Origin of the sequence: Lysobacter yangpyeongensis, from assembly GCF_042655745.1 — a bacterium.
Lineage (GTDB): Bacteria > Pseudomonadota > Gammaproteobacteria > Xanthomonadales > Xanthomonadaceae > Agrilutibacter > Agrilutibacter yangpyeongensis.
Genome location: NZ_JBHSNM010000001.1, coordinates 37,856 through 52,343, shown reverse-complemented (window position 1 = coordinate 52,343; position 14,488 = coordinate 37,856). Strand labels below are relative to the sequence as shown.

The window sequence follows — 14,488 nt, the reverse complement described above, 5'->3', positions numbered from 1 at the left end:
TCAGGTTCCCGCTTGTCCAATCCCCAATCCCCCATCCCGAACCCAGGCGCTCCCCGCATCGCCCTCGTCGCCGGCGAAGCTTCCGGCGACCTGCTCGGCGCGGGCCTGATCGCCGAACTGCGCAGGCGTTATCCCGACGCCCGTTTCGCCGGCATCGGCGGCGACGCGATGCGCGCGGCGGGCATGGACACCTGGTTCGACGCCTCCCAGCTTGCGGTCATGGGCCTGGCCGAAGTGCTCAGACACCTGCCCCGCCTGCTGCGCGTGCGGCGCGAACTGCGTCGGCGCGTGCTGGCGTGGCGGCCGGACGTGTTCATCGGCATCGACGCGCCCGACTTCAACCTCGGCGTGGAGAAATGGCTGAAACAGCGCGGGATCCGCACCGTGCACTACGTCAGCCCCTCGGTCTGGGCCTGGCGCGAGAAGCGTGCGGCGAAGATCGGCCGGTCAGCGTCGCGCGTGCTGTGCCTGTTCCCGATGGAACCACCCATCTACGCGAAACACCGCGTCGACGCGCGCTTCGTCGGGCATCCGCTCGCCGACGAAATGCCGGTGGATCCCGACCGCCAGGCGATGCGCGAACAACTCGGCATCGATCCCGATCGACCGGTGCTCGCGCTGCTGCCGGGTTCGCGCGTGGGCGAGATCGAACGGCTCGCGGGCGTCTTCCTCTCCGCCGCCGCACGGATGCTGGAGGAAATGCCGGAGCTGCAGGTCATCGTCCCGATCGCGAATTCGCCGACCAACCACGCGTTCCGCCGCATTCTCGCGACGCATCCGGACTTCGAACGGGTGCGCGGATCGCTGCGCATCCTGGTCGGCAACGCGCGCCGGCTGATGATCGCCAGCGACGCAATCCTGCTCGCCTCGGGCACCGCAACACTCGAGGCCATGCTCGCGAAGCGGCCGATGGTCGTCGCCTACCGGGTGGCGCCGCTGACCTACGCCCTGGTCAAGGGCCTGGGCATGCTGAAGACGAAGAACTACTCGCTGCCCAACGTGCTGGCCGGCGAGCGCGTGGTGCCCGAGCTGATGCAGGGCGACTGCACGCCGAAGAAGCTCGCCGACGCGGCCCTGGCGATGCTGCGCGACGGCGAGGCGATGGCGCGGATCGCACCGCGCTTCCGCGAACTGCACCTGCAACTGCGGCAGGACGCGTCCGCGCGTGCGGCCGATGCGGTGGCCGAACTGTTGCCGGCTTCTGCGCCGAGGCTTGCGTGAACGCGCGCCGCCCGCGCAAGCTGCGGCCGCCTTCCGAGTAGCTGCGATGCCGTCCGACGCGCCTTCTTCCGAACCCTTCCTCGCGCCGCCCTCGCCGCCCGATGCGCGTCCGCTGCGCATCGCCGGCATCGACGAAGCCGGACGCGGCCCGCTCGCCGGGCCGGTGGTGGTGGCTGCCGTGGTGTTCGCGCCCGGGCGCACGCCGGTGAACGGCCTGGACGACTCCAAGCAGCTGGATCCGGCGCGTCGCGAAGTGCTTTACGAGCGCATCGTGCAGCGCGCGCTCGCATGGCGGATCGAGTTCGTCGACGTCGCCGAAATCGACCGCATCAACATCCTGCAGGCCACGCTCACCGGCATGCGCCGTGCGCTCGAGGGCGTCGCGCACCTGGCCGATGCGGCGCGCATCGACGGCAACATCGTCCCGCCCGGGCTGTGCCGCCCGGGCGAGGCCTGGATCGGCGGCGATGCGCGCGACCGGTCGATCATGGCGGCGTCGATCCTCGCCAAGGTCGCCCGCGACCGCTACATGCGCGAGCTGCACGAACAGTGGCCCCAATACGGATTCGCCGAGCACAAGGGCTACTCGACGCCCGCCCACCTCGCGGCTCTGAAAACGCACGGTCCCTGTCCGCATCACCGCCGAAGCTTCATGCCGGTACGGCTCGCGCAGGCCGACCTGTTCGCCGAACCGGCCTGAGGGCCAGGCCGGCCCGACGCGAGCGGGTCACTGGTTGTGCGAGCGCGGCCCGATGATCACGTCCGGGTCCACTTCCTCGCCATTCACCGCGATGCCGTACGAATACTTGCCGTAGACCGAACCGGCGGTCACCTCCAGGGTGTGCTGGTCGCCGGTCTTCCTGTTGGACTTGCGAGTGACCCGTTCGTCGCTCCACAACAGCTTCAGGATGATTTCGAACGGTTCCGCGCAGGTCCATTTGATCGTGCCGCCGGGACTGACCCACGCACTGTCGGGCTCGGCCTTGGGCTTGCCGTTCTGCGTGTCCACGACGATGTCGATCTGCGCGGAACCCGGCGGCGTGTTGCCGCCGCCTCCGCCGCCGCCCTGCATCACCATGCCCATCGTTGCAAACGACAACAGGTTCATCGCGTTCTCCTTGCTGTACGCCCGTCCGCTGGGCCGGGAATTCAGCGGGCGGGATCAGCCGCCGGCTGCGGTTGCGGGGTCAGGCCCAGCAGGGGGCGAAGCACGGGCGAGGCCTCCAGGCGCGGCGCGTTGACGCCGCCCTTGCGCGCGCGCTCCAGCCAGGTGCGCGCGCCCGCCTCGTCGCCGAGCACGGCCAGCGATTGCGCCGCCCAGAACGCGACTTCGCCCGGCTCGATGTCCAGCGCCTGCGCGCGTTCGATCAGCTGGCGCGCCTCGCGTTCCTGCCCGAGATTGGCGCGGTACCACGCCAGCACCGCGATGGCATGCGCGTCGCTGGGCTTGATGTCGACGTACTGCTGCGCCATGCGCGCGGCGCGTTCGTAGCTGTCGCGCGCGCCATCCGCGCCCGACGGCAGCGCCGCCAGCGCGTCGCCGAGGTTGCCCCAGATCCGGTAGTCGCTGCCGTTCAATTTCGCGGCGCGCCGGTACAGTTCCGCGGCTTCGGCGTAGCGTCGCTGCTCGTAGCGCAGCGAGCCCAGGTTGCTCAGCGCGCCGTAGTTCGGTTCGATCGCGAGCGATCGCGAATAGGCATCGGCGGCGCGCGCGGCATCGCCGCTGACCATGTACAGGCCGCCCAGGTTGCTCCAGATGTCCGCATCGTCCGGGGCCAGCGTTGCCGCGGTGGCGAACCCGTCGATCGCCTTGGGCAGGTCGCCGCGCAGGTAGTACTCGAAGCCGAGGCCGCGATAGATCGCCGGATCCCCGGGGCGCGACTGGCGCGCGCGCTCGAAGTAGTCGAGCGCGAGATCGTTGTGTCCCTGCGCGGACTCGGCGCGCGCCAGCCCGAGGTACGCATCGGCGCGCAGGGCGAGCGACTCCAGCGCCTTGCGGTACTGCTCGATGGCCTGCGCGTTGTCGTTGCGCGCACGGTACAGGTCGCCCAGCGCGAGGCTCACCTCGCGCAGTTGCGGGTCCATCGCCGCGGCACGCTGGCACGCCGATTGCGCGCGGTCGAACGCGGCCGCATCGTGCGCGCCCTCGAAGGCGATGATCTCGGCCCGGCAGATGCCCGCCTGCGCGCGCGCGAACGACGGATCGGCCGCCAGCGCCTCGCGGAAGAACCCGATCGACTTCGCGCTCCCGGCCACCTCGTCGTCGCCGGGCTGTTCGAGTTGCTGCATGCCGTGCAGGTAGGCGTCGTAGGCGGCGACGTTGGAGGTGGGTGCCAGGCGCCGGGTGATCGCCTGCGTGTCGTGCGGCAGCACGCCCAGCAGCGACTGGACGACGTCCCGCGCCAGTTCGCTCTGCAAGGCGAAGACACCGTCGAGCTCGCGGTCGTAACTGCCCGACCACAGCGTGAAACCGGTGCGGGTGTCGGTGAGCCGCGCGTTGACCCGGACCTGGCGGCCTTCGCGCCGCACGTCGGCATCGAGCACGGTGGCCACGCCCAGCAGCTTGCCGAGCTTGCGGGCGTCGGCGCCGCGGGTTCCGCACGCGCTCGCCACGTGGCAGGCCGCGACCTTGAGGCCGGGCACGTCGGCGAGCGCACCATGCAGCTCGACCGCCAGGCCTTCGGCGAAATAGCTGTCCTGCCGGTCGGCGCTGAGGCTGGTGAACGGGAGGATCGCGATCGAGGGTTCCACCGGCTGCGGCCGCACCGGTGTTTCGGGGCGTCGCCACCACCACGCCGCGGCCAGCACCCCCATGATGGCCACGACGACGACCAGCAGCGGCCAGGCGCTCCGCCGTCGCGCCGATGGCCGCGTCGCAGCCGGCGCTGGCGCCGCGAGCGGCGCTACGGCCGGTTCATGATGGGTGTCACCCGCCGCGGGCGCCTCTTCGGGCGCCATTGGGGCCGGTTCTGCTGCGGGTGCAACCAAGGCCCGCGCGGGCGGTCCGTCCGGTTCGGGCCAGGATTTGAGCTCGCCGATGAAGCGATAACCCAGCCCGTGCTGGGTCTGGATGTACTGCGGCCGGTGCGAATCGTCGTCGAGCACATGCCGCAGCTGCGCGATGGCGCGGGTGAGCACGCCGGCCGTGACATGGCGGTGGCCCCAGACCGCATCGAGCAGTTCGTCGTGCCGCACCAGTTCGCCGGCATGCCGCAGCAGGTGCAGCAGGACCGCGAAGGCCTTGGGTTCGAGCGCCTGGGGTTCGCCGTCGCGCGTGAGCGTGTAGGCCGCCGCATCGACCAGGAAGGGCCCGAAACGGTAGCCGTCGCCCCCGTTTCGCGCGGTTCCGGGATGGCCTCCGGCATCCATCAGGAAAACCTCAGGAATGCCACGACATCGTCACGCAAGGCTGCGCGCTGCGTCGTGCACGCGTCATGACCCCGTTGCCGCGCGAACGGATGCTGGCCCCACGCCGGAACGCCGGCGTGCCCACATCCCCACGGAGCCTTTGTCATGAACGCCATGCTCGCTGCCACGATTCCGTTGCCCGCCATCCTCGACCAGCCGGCCCCGATCGGACCGGGCCGCCGCCACTGCATCGACAACTTTCATCTGACCGCGGCCTCTGTCGACCGCTTCAATGCACTGCTGGCCCGGCTGGGCCGGCGTGCCGCGCCGCTCGACTGCGACCGGTTGGCCACCGCGGCGCGCGAGTTGCGCGATGGCGTTGCCGGAACGGGGGAGCCGGCCTGCATCCTGCAACGCATGAAACGCCTCGAAGCGGCCGCCCGGATGCTCGACGACAACCAGTGGGAGCCCGTCGACGAGGCCGGCAACGTTGCCGCGCTGATGGTGCATTACGCCACCGGGCGCTACCAGTTGCTGCCCAATTCCCTGCCGACCGTGGGCCACCTCGACGACGCCATCGCCGTGGAAGCCGCCTGGCCCTCGCTGCAGGAGGAAGTCGCCTCGTTCCTGGACTACTGCCGGATCCGCTCGCTGGAAGCCTCGCTGCGCGGTCGCGACGTCGGCGGCTTCGGCTTCAGCCGCACCGACTGGGAGGAAGCGCGCCAGGCCGAATACTGGCTGGACAGGCAGCGCCGCTGCATCCGCGAGCGCAGTTACCTGCCGCTGCGCGAGGCGCGGTTCCTGGTCCACTGAGGGCCCGCGGGCCCGGTCGTGCAGACCCGATCGCGGGGCCGTCCTCCAGGACGGCCCCGCCGCATCCGCAGACAGCGATACCGCCGCAGTCAGCAACGGATCGCCCCACTGAACCGTTCGTCGGCAGCACCCTCCGGCCGGGCCACGGCGGCGCATCATCGGCATGCATCCCCGACCCGCGACCGCGCCGCGACCGGCCCAGCGCGAACCCGCGGAGGAAGGGTCTCCCCCGATGGACTGCGGCCGGACGCGAGGTGCCCCATGCGCTTGCCTCACCCCACTCCTACCAATCATCCCCTGCCGTTCGAGCACTTCCGCGGCGGCCTGACCGATGCCCTGGGCGCACCGGCGGGCTTCCCCGAAATCGCCCTGTCCGGCCCCGCCGTCGCCCGTTTCGACGATCTCGTGCACGAGCTCTATCCCGATGCCGCGCGCGTCGACCAGCCGCGCCTGCAGCAGCTGGCCGCCTGGCTGCTGTCGCTGCCGGAAGAGGAAGCCCGGCAGGAACTCGATGCACGCCTGCAATGCACGGACGACCTGCGCGCACTGTGCGAGGACGCCGCGTGGGACGTGCACGAGGCGACCCGCATGCGCATCGACAAGCTGCTGGCCTACGTCGATCGCGAGGACGACCTGATTCCCGACAGCCTGCCCTTGCTGGGCCAGCTCGACGACGTGCTGCTGATCGAACTGGCGTGGCCGGCCTTCGCCGAAGAAGCGAACGAATACCGCGATTTCTGCCAGTACCGGCAAACCGAACGCCCGAGCGGGACGCCCGAGGAGCAACGCAACGCCTGGATGCGCGACCGCCTCGCCGAACTCGAGCTGCTGCGCCAGGGCACGCGCATGGAAGACATGCACTTCGCCAACGGGCGCTCGCCCGAGGGGCCGATGCGGGTGACCGGATCGCCGCTCTGAGCCGTTTGCCTCCCTTGTCCCCGCACCGCGGGGAAGGTGCCGCAGGCGGATGAGGGGCGAGCGCAGCGAGCCCGACTTGCCTCTCCTTCTCCCCGCGCCGCGGGGAGAAGGTGCCGCAGGCGGATGAGGGGGCGAGCGCAGCGAGCCCGACTTGCCTCTCCCTTCTCCCCGCGCGCGGGGAGAAGAGGAAAGTCCTTCCGCGGCCTGCGAACGCGCACGCCGAAAGTCAACCTCCTCCCGGCGCGCCGCGACTGCTAACCTGCGGAACCGGTTTGTCCTGGTCCGCATGTCCCGCTTCGTTCATCTCCACCTCCACAGCGAGTACTCGCTCGCCGACTCGACGATCCGCATCGGCGAGCTGGTCAAGCGCTGCGCGAAGCTGCGGCAGCCGGCGGTAGCGATCACCGACCTCGACAACCTCTTCGCCGCGGTCAAGTTCTACAAGGCCGCCGAAGGCGCGGGGCTCAAGCCGATCATCGGCGCCGACATCGGCCTGGCCGACGGCAACGAGACGCCGGCGCGCATGACCCTGCTGTGCCGCGACCGCAGCGGTTACCTCACCCTCTCGCGCCTGCTCACCCGCGCGTGGATGGAAGGCCACCGCATCGACGGCGTGGCGATCCGCCCGGAATGGCTGCGCGAGGAGAACGCGGGATTGTTCGCGCTGGCCGGCCGCAGGTCGCTGGCCGGGCAACTGGTCGCCAGCCACCGCCACGAACTGGCCGAAGCCTCGCTCGCCGACTGGCGCGAAGTCTTCGGCGATCGCCTGCACCTCGAGCTCACCCGCACCGGCCGCGAAGGCGAGGACGCCTTCAACGCCTTCGCCCTGCACGCCGCCGCGCGCCGCGGCATTCCCGTCATCGCCAGCAACGACGTGCGCTTCATCGATGCCGAAGGCTTCGAGGCGCACGAAGCGCGCGTGTGCATCGCCTCCGGCCGTGTCCTCGACGATCCCAAGCGCCCGCGCGAGTACAGCGCCGAGCAGTACCTGAAGTCGTCGGAGGAAATGGCGAAGCTGTTCGCCGACGTGCCCGACGCGATCGACAACGCGGTGGCGCTCGCCACGCGCTGCAACGTCACGATGAAGCTGGGCGAATACGCGCTGCCGGCCTTCCCGGTGCCCAGCGAGCACACGATCGAATCGTGGCTGCGCAACTCCGCGCGCGAAGGCCTCGCCGCGCGCCTGGAGAAGAACCCGCTGGCGCCGGGCAAGGCCCGCGAGGACTACGACGCGCGCCTGGAAACCGAGCTGGACGTCATCATCAAGATGGGGTTCCCCGGCTACTTCCTGATCGTGGCGGACTTCATCAACTGGGGTAAGGCGCAGGGCATTCCGGTGGGGCCGGGCCGCGGTTCCGGTGCGGGGTCGCTGGTGGCCTGGGCGATCGGCATCACCGACCTCGATCCGTTGCCGTACGACCTTCTGTTCGAGCGATTCCTCAATCCCGAACGCGTGTCGATGCCCGACTTCGACATCGACTTCTGCATGGACCGCCGCGACGAGGTGATCGACTACGTTGCGCGCAAGTACGGCCGCGACCGCGTCTCGCAGATCATCACCTACGGCACCATGGCGGCGAAGGCGGTGGTGCGCGACTCCGGGCGCGTGCTCGGCCATCCCTACGGCATGGTCGACGGCATCGCCAAGCTGATCCCGAACACGCTGGGCATCTGCCTCGACGACGCGCTGGGCGAATCGGAGGCGGCGAAGAAGGATCCGAACCTCGCCTCGGCCGACCTGATCCAGCGCTACCACGCCGAGGACGAAGTCCGCGATCTGCTCGACCTCGCGCGCAGCCTGGAAGACCTGACCCGCAACGCCGGCAAGCACGCCGGCGGCGTGGTGATCGCGCCCTCGCCGCTGAGCGATTTCTGCCCGCTGTTCGCCGAACACGACGGCGAAGGCCGCGGCAAGAACCCGGTGACGCAGTTCGACAAGGACGACGTCGAAGCGGTCGGCCTGGTGAAGTTCGACTTCCTCGGCCTGCGCACGCTCACGATCATCGACTGGGCCGTGAAGGCGATCAACGCGCGCCGCGAACGCGAGGCGAAGGCGGGAACGCTGCTCCCCGGCGCGGTGGTGGGCGGCATGGAGGCCAGCGGTCCGCTGGACATCACCGCACTCCCGCTCAACGACAAACCGACCTACGAACTGTTCGCGCGCGGCGACACCGTCGCGGTGTTCCAGTTCGAATCGCGCGGCATGCGCGAGCTGCTCAAGCGCGCGCGACCCGACACGTTCGAAGACATCATCGCGCTCGCCGCGCTGTTCCGCCCCGGCCCGCTGGGTTCGGGGATGGATCGCGAATGGGTCGACCGCAAGCACGGCAATACCGAAGTCACCTACCCGCATCCGCTGCTCGAACCGGTACTCGCGCCGACCTACGGCGTGATCGTGTACCAGGAGCAGGTGATGCAGATCGCGCAGGTGCTGGCGGGCTACACGCTCGGCGGCGCCGACATGCTGCGCCGCGCGATGGGCAAGAAGAAGCCCGAGGAGATGGCGAAGGAGCGCGCCAAGTTCGAGGCGGGCTGCGCCGAGCGCGGGATCCCCGCGAGCCAGGCGAGCCCGATCTTCGACTTGATGGAGAAGTTCGCCGAGTACGGCTTCAACAAGTCGCACTCGGCCGCGTACGCGCTGGTCGCTTATCAGACCGCGTGGCTCAAGGTGCACTACCCGGCCGAATTCATGGCCGCGGTGATGTCCTCGGACATGGACAACACCGACAAGGTGGTGGGCTTCCTGGACGAAGCGCGGGTGATGGGCCTGACCGTGCTGCCACCGGACGTGAACGCTTCGGCGTACATGTTCGAGGCGGTGACGCCGGACACGATCCGCTACGGCATCGGCGCGGTGAAGGGCGTCGGCCGCGGCGCCTGCGAAGCGATCGTGGAAGCGCGGCGCGCGGGCGAGTTCACCGACCTGCTCGACTTCTGCAAGCGGGTGGACAGCAGCAAGCTCAACAAGCGCGCGCTGGAGGCCCTGATCCAGGCCGGTGCGCTCGATGCGCTGGGGAAGAACCGCGCGAGCCTCGCGCTGCAGTTGCCCGAAGTGCTCAAGGCCACCGACCAGCTCGCGCGCGAACGCGAAGCCGGCCAGGTGTCGCTGTTCGGCGGCATGGAGTCGGCCGCGCCGACCATCCACATCGAATTGCGCGAGACGGACGAATGGCCGCTCGTGCAACTGCTCAGCGGCGAGCGCGAGACGCTCGGCCATTACCTCAGCGGCCATCCCTTCGACCCGTATCGCGAAGAGTTGCGCGCCCTGGTCGGACACGACCTGGGCGATCTCGAACGCATCTGGGAATCGCGCCCCGAAAGCGCGCGCAGCGGCTGGCGGCCGGAACTGGAAACCGTGGTCGCCGGCCAGGTCGTCGGCCTGCGCAAGAAGGGCGACAGCCAGATGTTCGTGCAGATCGAGGATGGCCGCGGCCGCCTCGAATGCGCCTTCTTCGCCGAGACCTACAACGAATTCGCGCAGCTGATCGCGCGCGACCGTCTGCTGATCGTGCAGGGCGGCCTGCGCGAGGACGCCTTCAGCGGTGGCTTCGCGTTGAAGGCGCAGCGTTGCTGGGATTACTCGCAGCTGTGCGCGAAACATGCGCAACGCCTGTCGCTGCGCCTGGATTTGCGCGTGCCGGGCACGTGGGCACGCGTGGACTCGCTGCTGGCGAAGCACCGCCCGGGCGCGACCCCGCTGCGCCTGGACCTGCTGCGCGAAGGCGCGGCGGGGATGCTCGATCTCAATGGCACCCATTCGATCCGCGTCGACGCGGACCTGCCCGGCGCGCTGCGCTCGCAGCCGGGGGTGCGGACGGTGAAGCTGGCGTTCTCGCGGCCCTGGTGATTTGCAGATCGCCTACTAGGCGACACGTCCCCTCACTCTGCTTCGCTGCGCGAAGTCCCGCTTCCCGCAAGCGGGGCGAGGGCGACTTTCCTTCTTCGCGCAGGTGGCGAGGGTGACTTTTCCCTCTCCCCGCAAGCGGCGCGAGAGGTGACGCGGGGAAAGGTCGGAGCGGGCGCTAGCCCGCGGAGGGAAGGTGGCGGCGAAGCAGAAAAGTGTCTGATCCAAAACAGGCGCGGGAGCCCGCTTCCCACTGGACCACCATCGCACTTCCCGCCCCCCAACAAACACCCCCGTACGGCCCCTTTCCCTCACCTCGGCTACACTTCCGCCCCTCACCGGCCGCGGCCAGCGCATGAACCCGAACTACCTCGACTTCGAACAACCCATCGCCGACCTGGAAGCCCGCATCCAGGAAGTGCTGCATGCCAGCCATGGCCCGGCGGTCAATGTCGATGCCGAAGTGCACGCGCTGCGCGAAAAGCTGCGCCTGCGCACCGCGCACATCTTCCGCGACCTCACCCCGTGGCAGGTCTCGCAACTGGCGCGCCATCCGGCCCGCCCGTACACGCTCGATTACCTGCGCGTGATCTGCGACGAATTCCAGGAACTCGCTGGCGACCGCGCCTTCGCCAACGACAACGCCATCGTCGGCGGTCTCGCGCGCATCGATGGCCGCAGTGTCGTCGTGATCGGCCATGAGAAGGGTCGCGACACCAAGGCCAAGGTGCGCCGCAACTTCGGCATGCCCAAGCCCGAGGGTTACCGCAAGGCGCTGCGCCTGATGAAGCTGGCCGAACGTTTCGGCCTGCCCATCCTCACCTTCATCGACACCGCCGGCGCATGGCCCGGCATCGATGCGGAAGAGCGCGGCCAGTCCGAAGCCATCGCCCGCAACCTGCTGGAGATGTCCGAGCTGAAGGTGCCGATCATCTGCACCGTGATCGGCGAAGGCGGCTCCGGCGGCGCGCTCGCGATCGGCGTGGGCGACCGCACGCTGATGCTCGAATACAGCACCTACTCGGTGATCACGCCGGAAGGCTGCGCCTCGATCCTGTGGAAGACCGCGGAGAAGGCGAAGGACGCCGCCGAGCAGCTGGGCATGACCGCCAAGCGCCTGAAGGAACTCGGCCTGATCGACAAGATCGTGCGCGAGCCCATCGGCGGCGCGCACCGCAATCCCACGCAGATGGCCAGGCGCCTGAAGGCCGTGCTGATGAACGAGCTCGACGCGCTCGAACAAATACCGGTGCCGCAGCTGCTCGATCGCCGCTACAAGCGCCTGCGCAGCTACGGCGCGTACGAGGCGGCGTAAAGCGGGTGGCGGCGCAGGCGCTGCGCGTGACGAATTCCGCCTGGCCGCACCCGACATCCATGGCTCGTCATTCCCGCGCATGCGGGAAGCGTTTTACAAAACGGCGAAGCCGGTAATCCAGCGACGTTGCCCTAGTGCCCGTCATCCCTGCGAAAGCAGGGATCCAGCGACTTTGCCCTATTGCCCGTCATCCCTGCGAAAGCAGGGATCCAGCGACTTTGCCTTTTTGCCGATCATCCCTGCGGCTTCAACGAACAAATGTTCGGTCAAGCAGGGATCCAGTGAATTTGCCCTAGCCCGTCATCCCGCGCAGGCGGGATCCAGCGACTAGCCTTTGCCCGTCATCCCCGCGAAGGCGGGAATGATGAGCAAAAAACCGAAGCGGGCGGCCGCGATGAGCCTACTTCCCTGACCCCTCCTCCTCCGGCGGCGCATCCCCCGCCTTCACCGCCAGCGGACGCACGTCGTTGACCAGATGCATCAGGAACCGCCCCGGCTGCTCCTGCATCATCATGTGCGCCGAGTCGTCGAACCAGAACATCCGCTTGAGCGGTGCCTGCAACGTTTCGAACCAGCGCGCGGCCACTTCGAACGAAGTGGTGTAGTCGTGGCGGCCGTTGAAGAGGAACACCGGCGTGTCGAAGCGCGTGTTGCGGCTGAAATCCACCGATGCCAACGGCGTCAGCAAGTGCTGCAGCGAGAACAGGCTGCCCTGGTCGATCGCCGCCACTTCCGCGTTGCTGTAGTCGGGCGAAAGCTTGCGCGCGTCGTCGAACGGCTTGAAGTCGGTGCGGCCCCAGGCGAGCCCGCCGTAGTACATGTTCCATTTGCGCTGCGTGCCGATGCGCTCGATGGTGAGCTTCCCGGCCGGGCCGGGATACGGCGCCAGCGCTTCGAGTTCGCGGATCGCCTCCTGGTTGCCCTGCGTGCGCGCCTGCTGCAGCGCCCACTCGTAGCCGATCGCCTCGCTGGCGCGCATGTCCGCAATCTGCCCGGCACCGATGTACGCGTGCAGCCATTCCGGATGCCGGCGCGCGACTTCCTCACCGACCACGCTGCCCCAGGAATGGCCGAGCACGAAGATCTTCTTCTTGCCGTAGGTGGCCATCAGGTAACGAATCATCTCTTCGGCATCGGCGACCATGCCGTCGATGCTCATGCGCGGCGCCATCGCCTCGGGCGTGTTCGAAGCGAACGTCTTGCCCGCGCCGCGCTGGTCCCATTGCACCACGGTGAAGAAGTCTTCCCAGGGTCGCTGGTAGCCATAGGACTCGACCATCTCCACCGAGCCCGGACCGCCGTGGACGTACAGCAGGACCGGATTGCGACGATCGTTGCCGCGCACCGAGATCCATTGGCGGATGCCGCCGATTTCCACCGCTTTCACCTCCTCGATGCCCTGCGGCGAAAGGATTTTCCGGCTCTGGGCGATGATCGCGCGCGCATCGTCCTGTCCGAAGGGCTTGCGGGCGGTGGTCGCATCGTCGGCATGGGCCACGGACGCCGAGGCCAGCGCAGTCAACAGCAAGGACGAAGCGAAGCGTCCAATCGAATTCATCCGCATTCTCCGTGTGGGCTTGCAACGGATTGTCGCGAATGCCGGCAGCGCGGTGTCGTGCCATGCGTCACTGCAACCCTTCGCCGCCTGGCCGCAACGCGCGCCGCGCGGTGCGGCCGCGCTACGATGTCGCGATGACCACGTCCCGGCTCATTCCGGCTTCGGGCTTGCCCAGCGGCGGCGCGTTCGTGGTCGGACTCAGCGGCGGGCTGGATTCGATGGCGCTGCTGCATGCATTGGCGCAGTTGCCCGAAGTGCGGCAACGCGGCTTGCGCGCGCTGCACGTGCACCATGGACTGCACGCCGACGCCGATGCATGGCAATCGCACTGCGAAGACGCCTGCGCGTGCCTGCAGGTGCCGTTGCGAAGCGTGCGGGTGGACGTCGCACCAACCGGAGAAGGACTGGAATCGGCGGCGCGCCACGCACGTCGCGCGGCCTTTGCGTCCGAACTCCGGGAAGACGAAGTGCTGGCACTCGCGCATCACCGCGACGACCAGGCGGAAACCTTCCTGCTGCGCGCGCTGCGCGGCTCCGGCACCGACGGACTGGGCAGCATCCGTCCGCTGCAACGCTTCGGCCGCGGCTGGCTCTGGCGTCCGCTGCTCGATTGCACCCGCGCGCAGCTGCAGGACTACGCACAGGCGCAGGGATTGTCCTGGGTCCAGGACCCCAGCAACGCCGACGACCGCTTCGACCGCAACTTCCTGCGCAACCGCGTCCTGCCGCTGCTGCGCGAACGCTGGCCGCACGCCGTCGATGCCTTTGCCGCGTCGGCCGCCCTGTGCGCGCAGGCGGACGAACTGCTCGGTGCGGAAGACGCGCGCTGTCTCGCCTTGGTCCGCACTGCCGATCCGCAGGTGCTGTCGCGTGACCGGCTGCGCGAACTGCCGGTCGCGCGTCGCGCGCGCGTGCTGCGCCGCTGGATCGCGTCGCTCGGCTTGCCGCCGTTGCCTGCGCAAGGCGTGGCACGCATCGAAGCCGACCTTTTGCCTGCGCGCGCCGATGCCGCGCCCTGCTTCCGCTGGCAGGACGCGCGCATCCGCGCCTGGCGCGACCTGTTGCACGCGGCACCGGTGCAGTCGGCGCTGGCCGCATCGTGGCGACAGGCGTGGGACGGCGCGGCGCCGCTGGTACTGCCCGACGGCGCCACGCTCGCGCTGCATGGCGCCCCGGCATTCGCCGCGCCGCTGACGCTCGCCGCGCGCCAGGGCGGCGAGCGCATGATCCTGCCGGGGCGCACGCACTCGCACGCGCTCAAGCACCTGCTGCAGGACCTCGGCGTTCCGCCGTGGGTGCGCGAGCACCTGCCGCTGCTGCTGGACGCCGATGGCGAAGTACTGGCGGTCGGCGACCTCGCCTATTCCGCCGCCTTCGACACCTGGCTGCGTGAACGCGGCGCCCGGCTGGAATGGCGGCAACCGGCAACGGTCACGGCGGATCCGCGCGATTGACCGTCCCGCACCCGCCC

10 protein-coding genes are annotated in these 14,488 nt (G+C 69.3%); 7 read left to right on the top strand and 3 right to left on the bottom strand.

Going from position 1 to position 14,488, the window contains the following annotated elements:
- Nucleotides 1-12 precede the first annotated feature (12 nt).
- Together lpxB and ACFPN1_RS00200 are read left to right on the top strand one after the other, a co-directional pair.
- Entirely contained in the window at nt 13-1,221 is a 1,209-nt protein-coding gene (lpxB, locus tag ACFPN1_RS00205; protein WP_386751970.1) for a lipid-A-disaccharide synthase, read from the top strand.
- 46 nt (nt 1,222-1,267) lie between these two features.
- Nucleotides 1,268-1,921: a ribonuclease HII gene (locus ACFPN1_RS00200; protein ID WP_386751968.1), complete on the top strand. Its 654-nt coding sequence runs from the start codon at nt 1,268-1,270 to the stop codon at nt 1,919-1,921.
- Between the two features lie 27 nt (nt 1,922-1,948).
- On the opposite strand, the gene ACFPN1_RS00195 is transcribed toward ACFPN1_RS00200, so the two are convergent.
- Together ACFPN1_RS00195 and ACFPN1_RS00190 are read right to left on the bottom strand one after the other, a co-directional pair.
- Complete coding sequence (locus ACFPN1_RS00195; RefSeq protein WP_386751966.1) at nt 1,949-2,329, bottom strand: hypothetical protein; 381 nt, start codon at nt 2,327-2,329, stop codon at nt 1,949-1,951.
- Between the two features lie 41 nt (nt 2,330-2,370).
- Nucleotides 2,371-4,590, bottom strand: a complete 2,220-nt coding sequence (locus ACFPN1_RS00190; RefSeq protein WP_386751964.1) for a tetratricopeptide repeat protein — start codon at nt 4,588-4,590, stop codon at nt 2,371-2,373.
- Nucleotides 4,591-4,734: 144 nt separating this feature from the next.
- Between ACFPN1_RS00190 and ACFPN1_RS00185 the strand changes: the two genes are divergently transcribed.
- From ACFPN1_RS00185 to ACFPN1_RS00170, 4 genes are all read left to right on the top strand, one after another.
- Nucleotides 4,735-5,382 carry a hypothetical protein gene (locus ACFPN1_RS00185; RefSeq protein WP_386751962.1) on the top strand — a complete coding sequence of 216 codons (648 nt, stop codon included), beginning with the start codon at nt 4,735-4,737 and terminating at the stop codon, nt 5,380-5,382.
- 261 nt (nt 5,383-5,643) lie between these two features.
- Nucleotides 5,644-6,300: a YkvA family protein gene (locus ACFPN1_RS00180; RefSeq protein WP_386751961.1), complete on the top strand. Its 657-nt coding sequence runs from the start codon at nt 5,644-5,646 to the stop codon at nt 6,298-6,300.
- 286 nt (nt 6,301-6,586) lie between these two features.
- Nucleotides 6,587-10,147: a DNA polymerase III subunit alpha gene (dnaE, locus tag ACFPN1_RS00175; protein ID WP_386751959.1), complete on the top strand. Its 3,561-nt coding sequence runs from the start codon at nt 6,587-6,589 to the stop codon at nt 10,145-10,147.
- Between the two features lie 352 nt (nt 10,148-10,499).
- On the top strand, nt 10,500-11,459 hold the full coding sequence (locus ACFPN1_RS00170; RefSeq protein WP_386751958.1) for an acetyl-CoA carboxylase carboxyltransferase subunit alpha: 960 nt from the start codon (nt 10,500-10,502) through the stop codon (nt 11,457-11,459).
- A 400-nt stretch (nt 11,460-11,859) separates the two neighbouring features.
- Here ACFPN1_RS00170 and ACFPN1_RS00165 read toward each other — a convergent pair whose 3' ends face one another.
- Nucleotides 11,860-13,017 (bottom strand): alpha/beta fold hydrolase, encoded by a 1,158-nt coding sequence (locus ACFPN1_RS00165; protein WP_386751957.1) that lies wholly within the window; start codon nt 13,015-13,017, stop codon nt 11,860-11,862.
- A gap of 134 nt (nt 13,018-13,151) precedes the next feature.
- Between ACFPN1_RS00165 and tilS the strand changes: the two genes are divergently transcribed.
- On the top strand, nt 13,152-14,471 hold the full coding sequence (gene tilS / locus ACFPN1_RS00160; RefSeq protein WP_386751955.1) for a tRNA lysidine(34) synthetase TilS: 1,320 nt from the start codon (nt 13,152-13,154) through the stop codon (nt 14,469-14,471).
- The last annotated feature ends 17 nt before the right edge of the window (nt 14,472-14,488 follow it).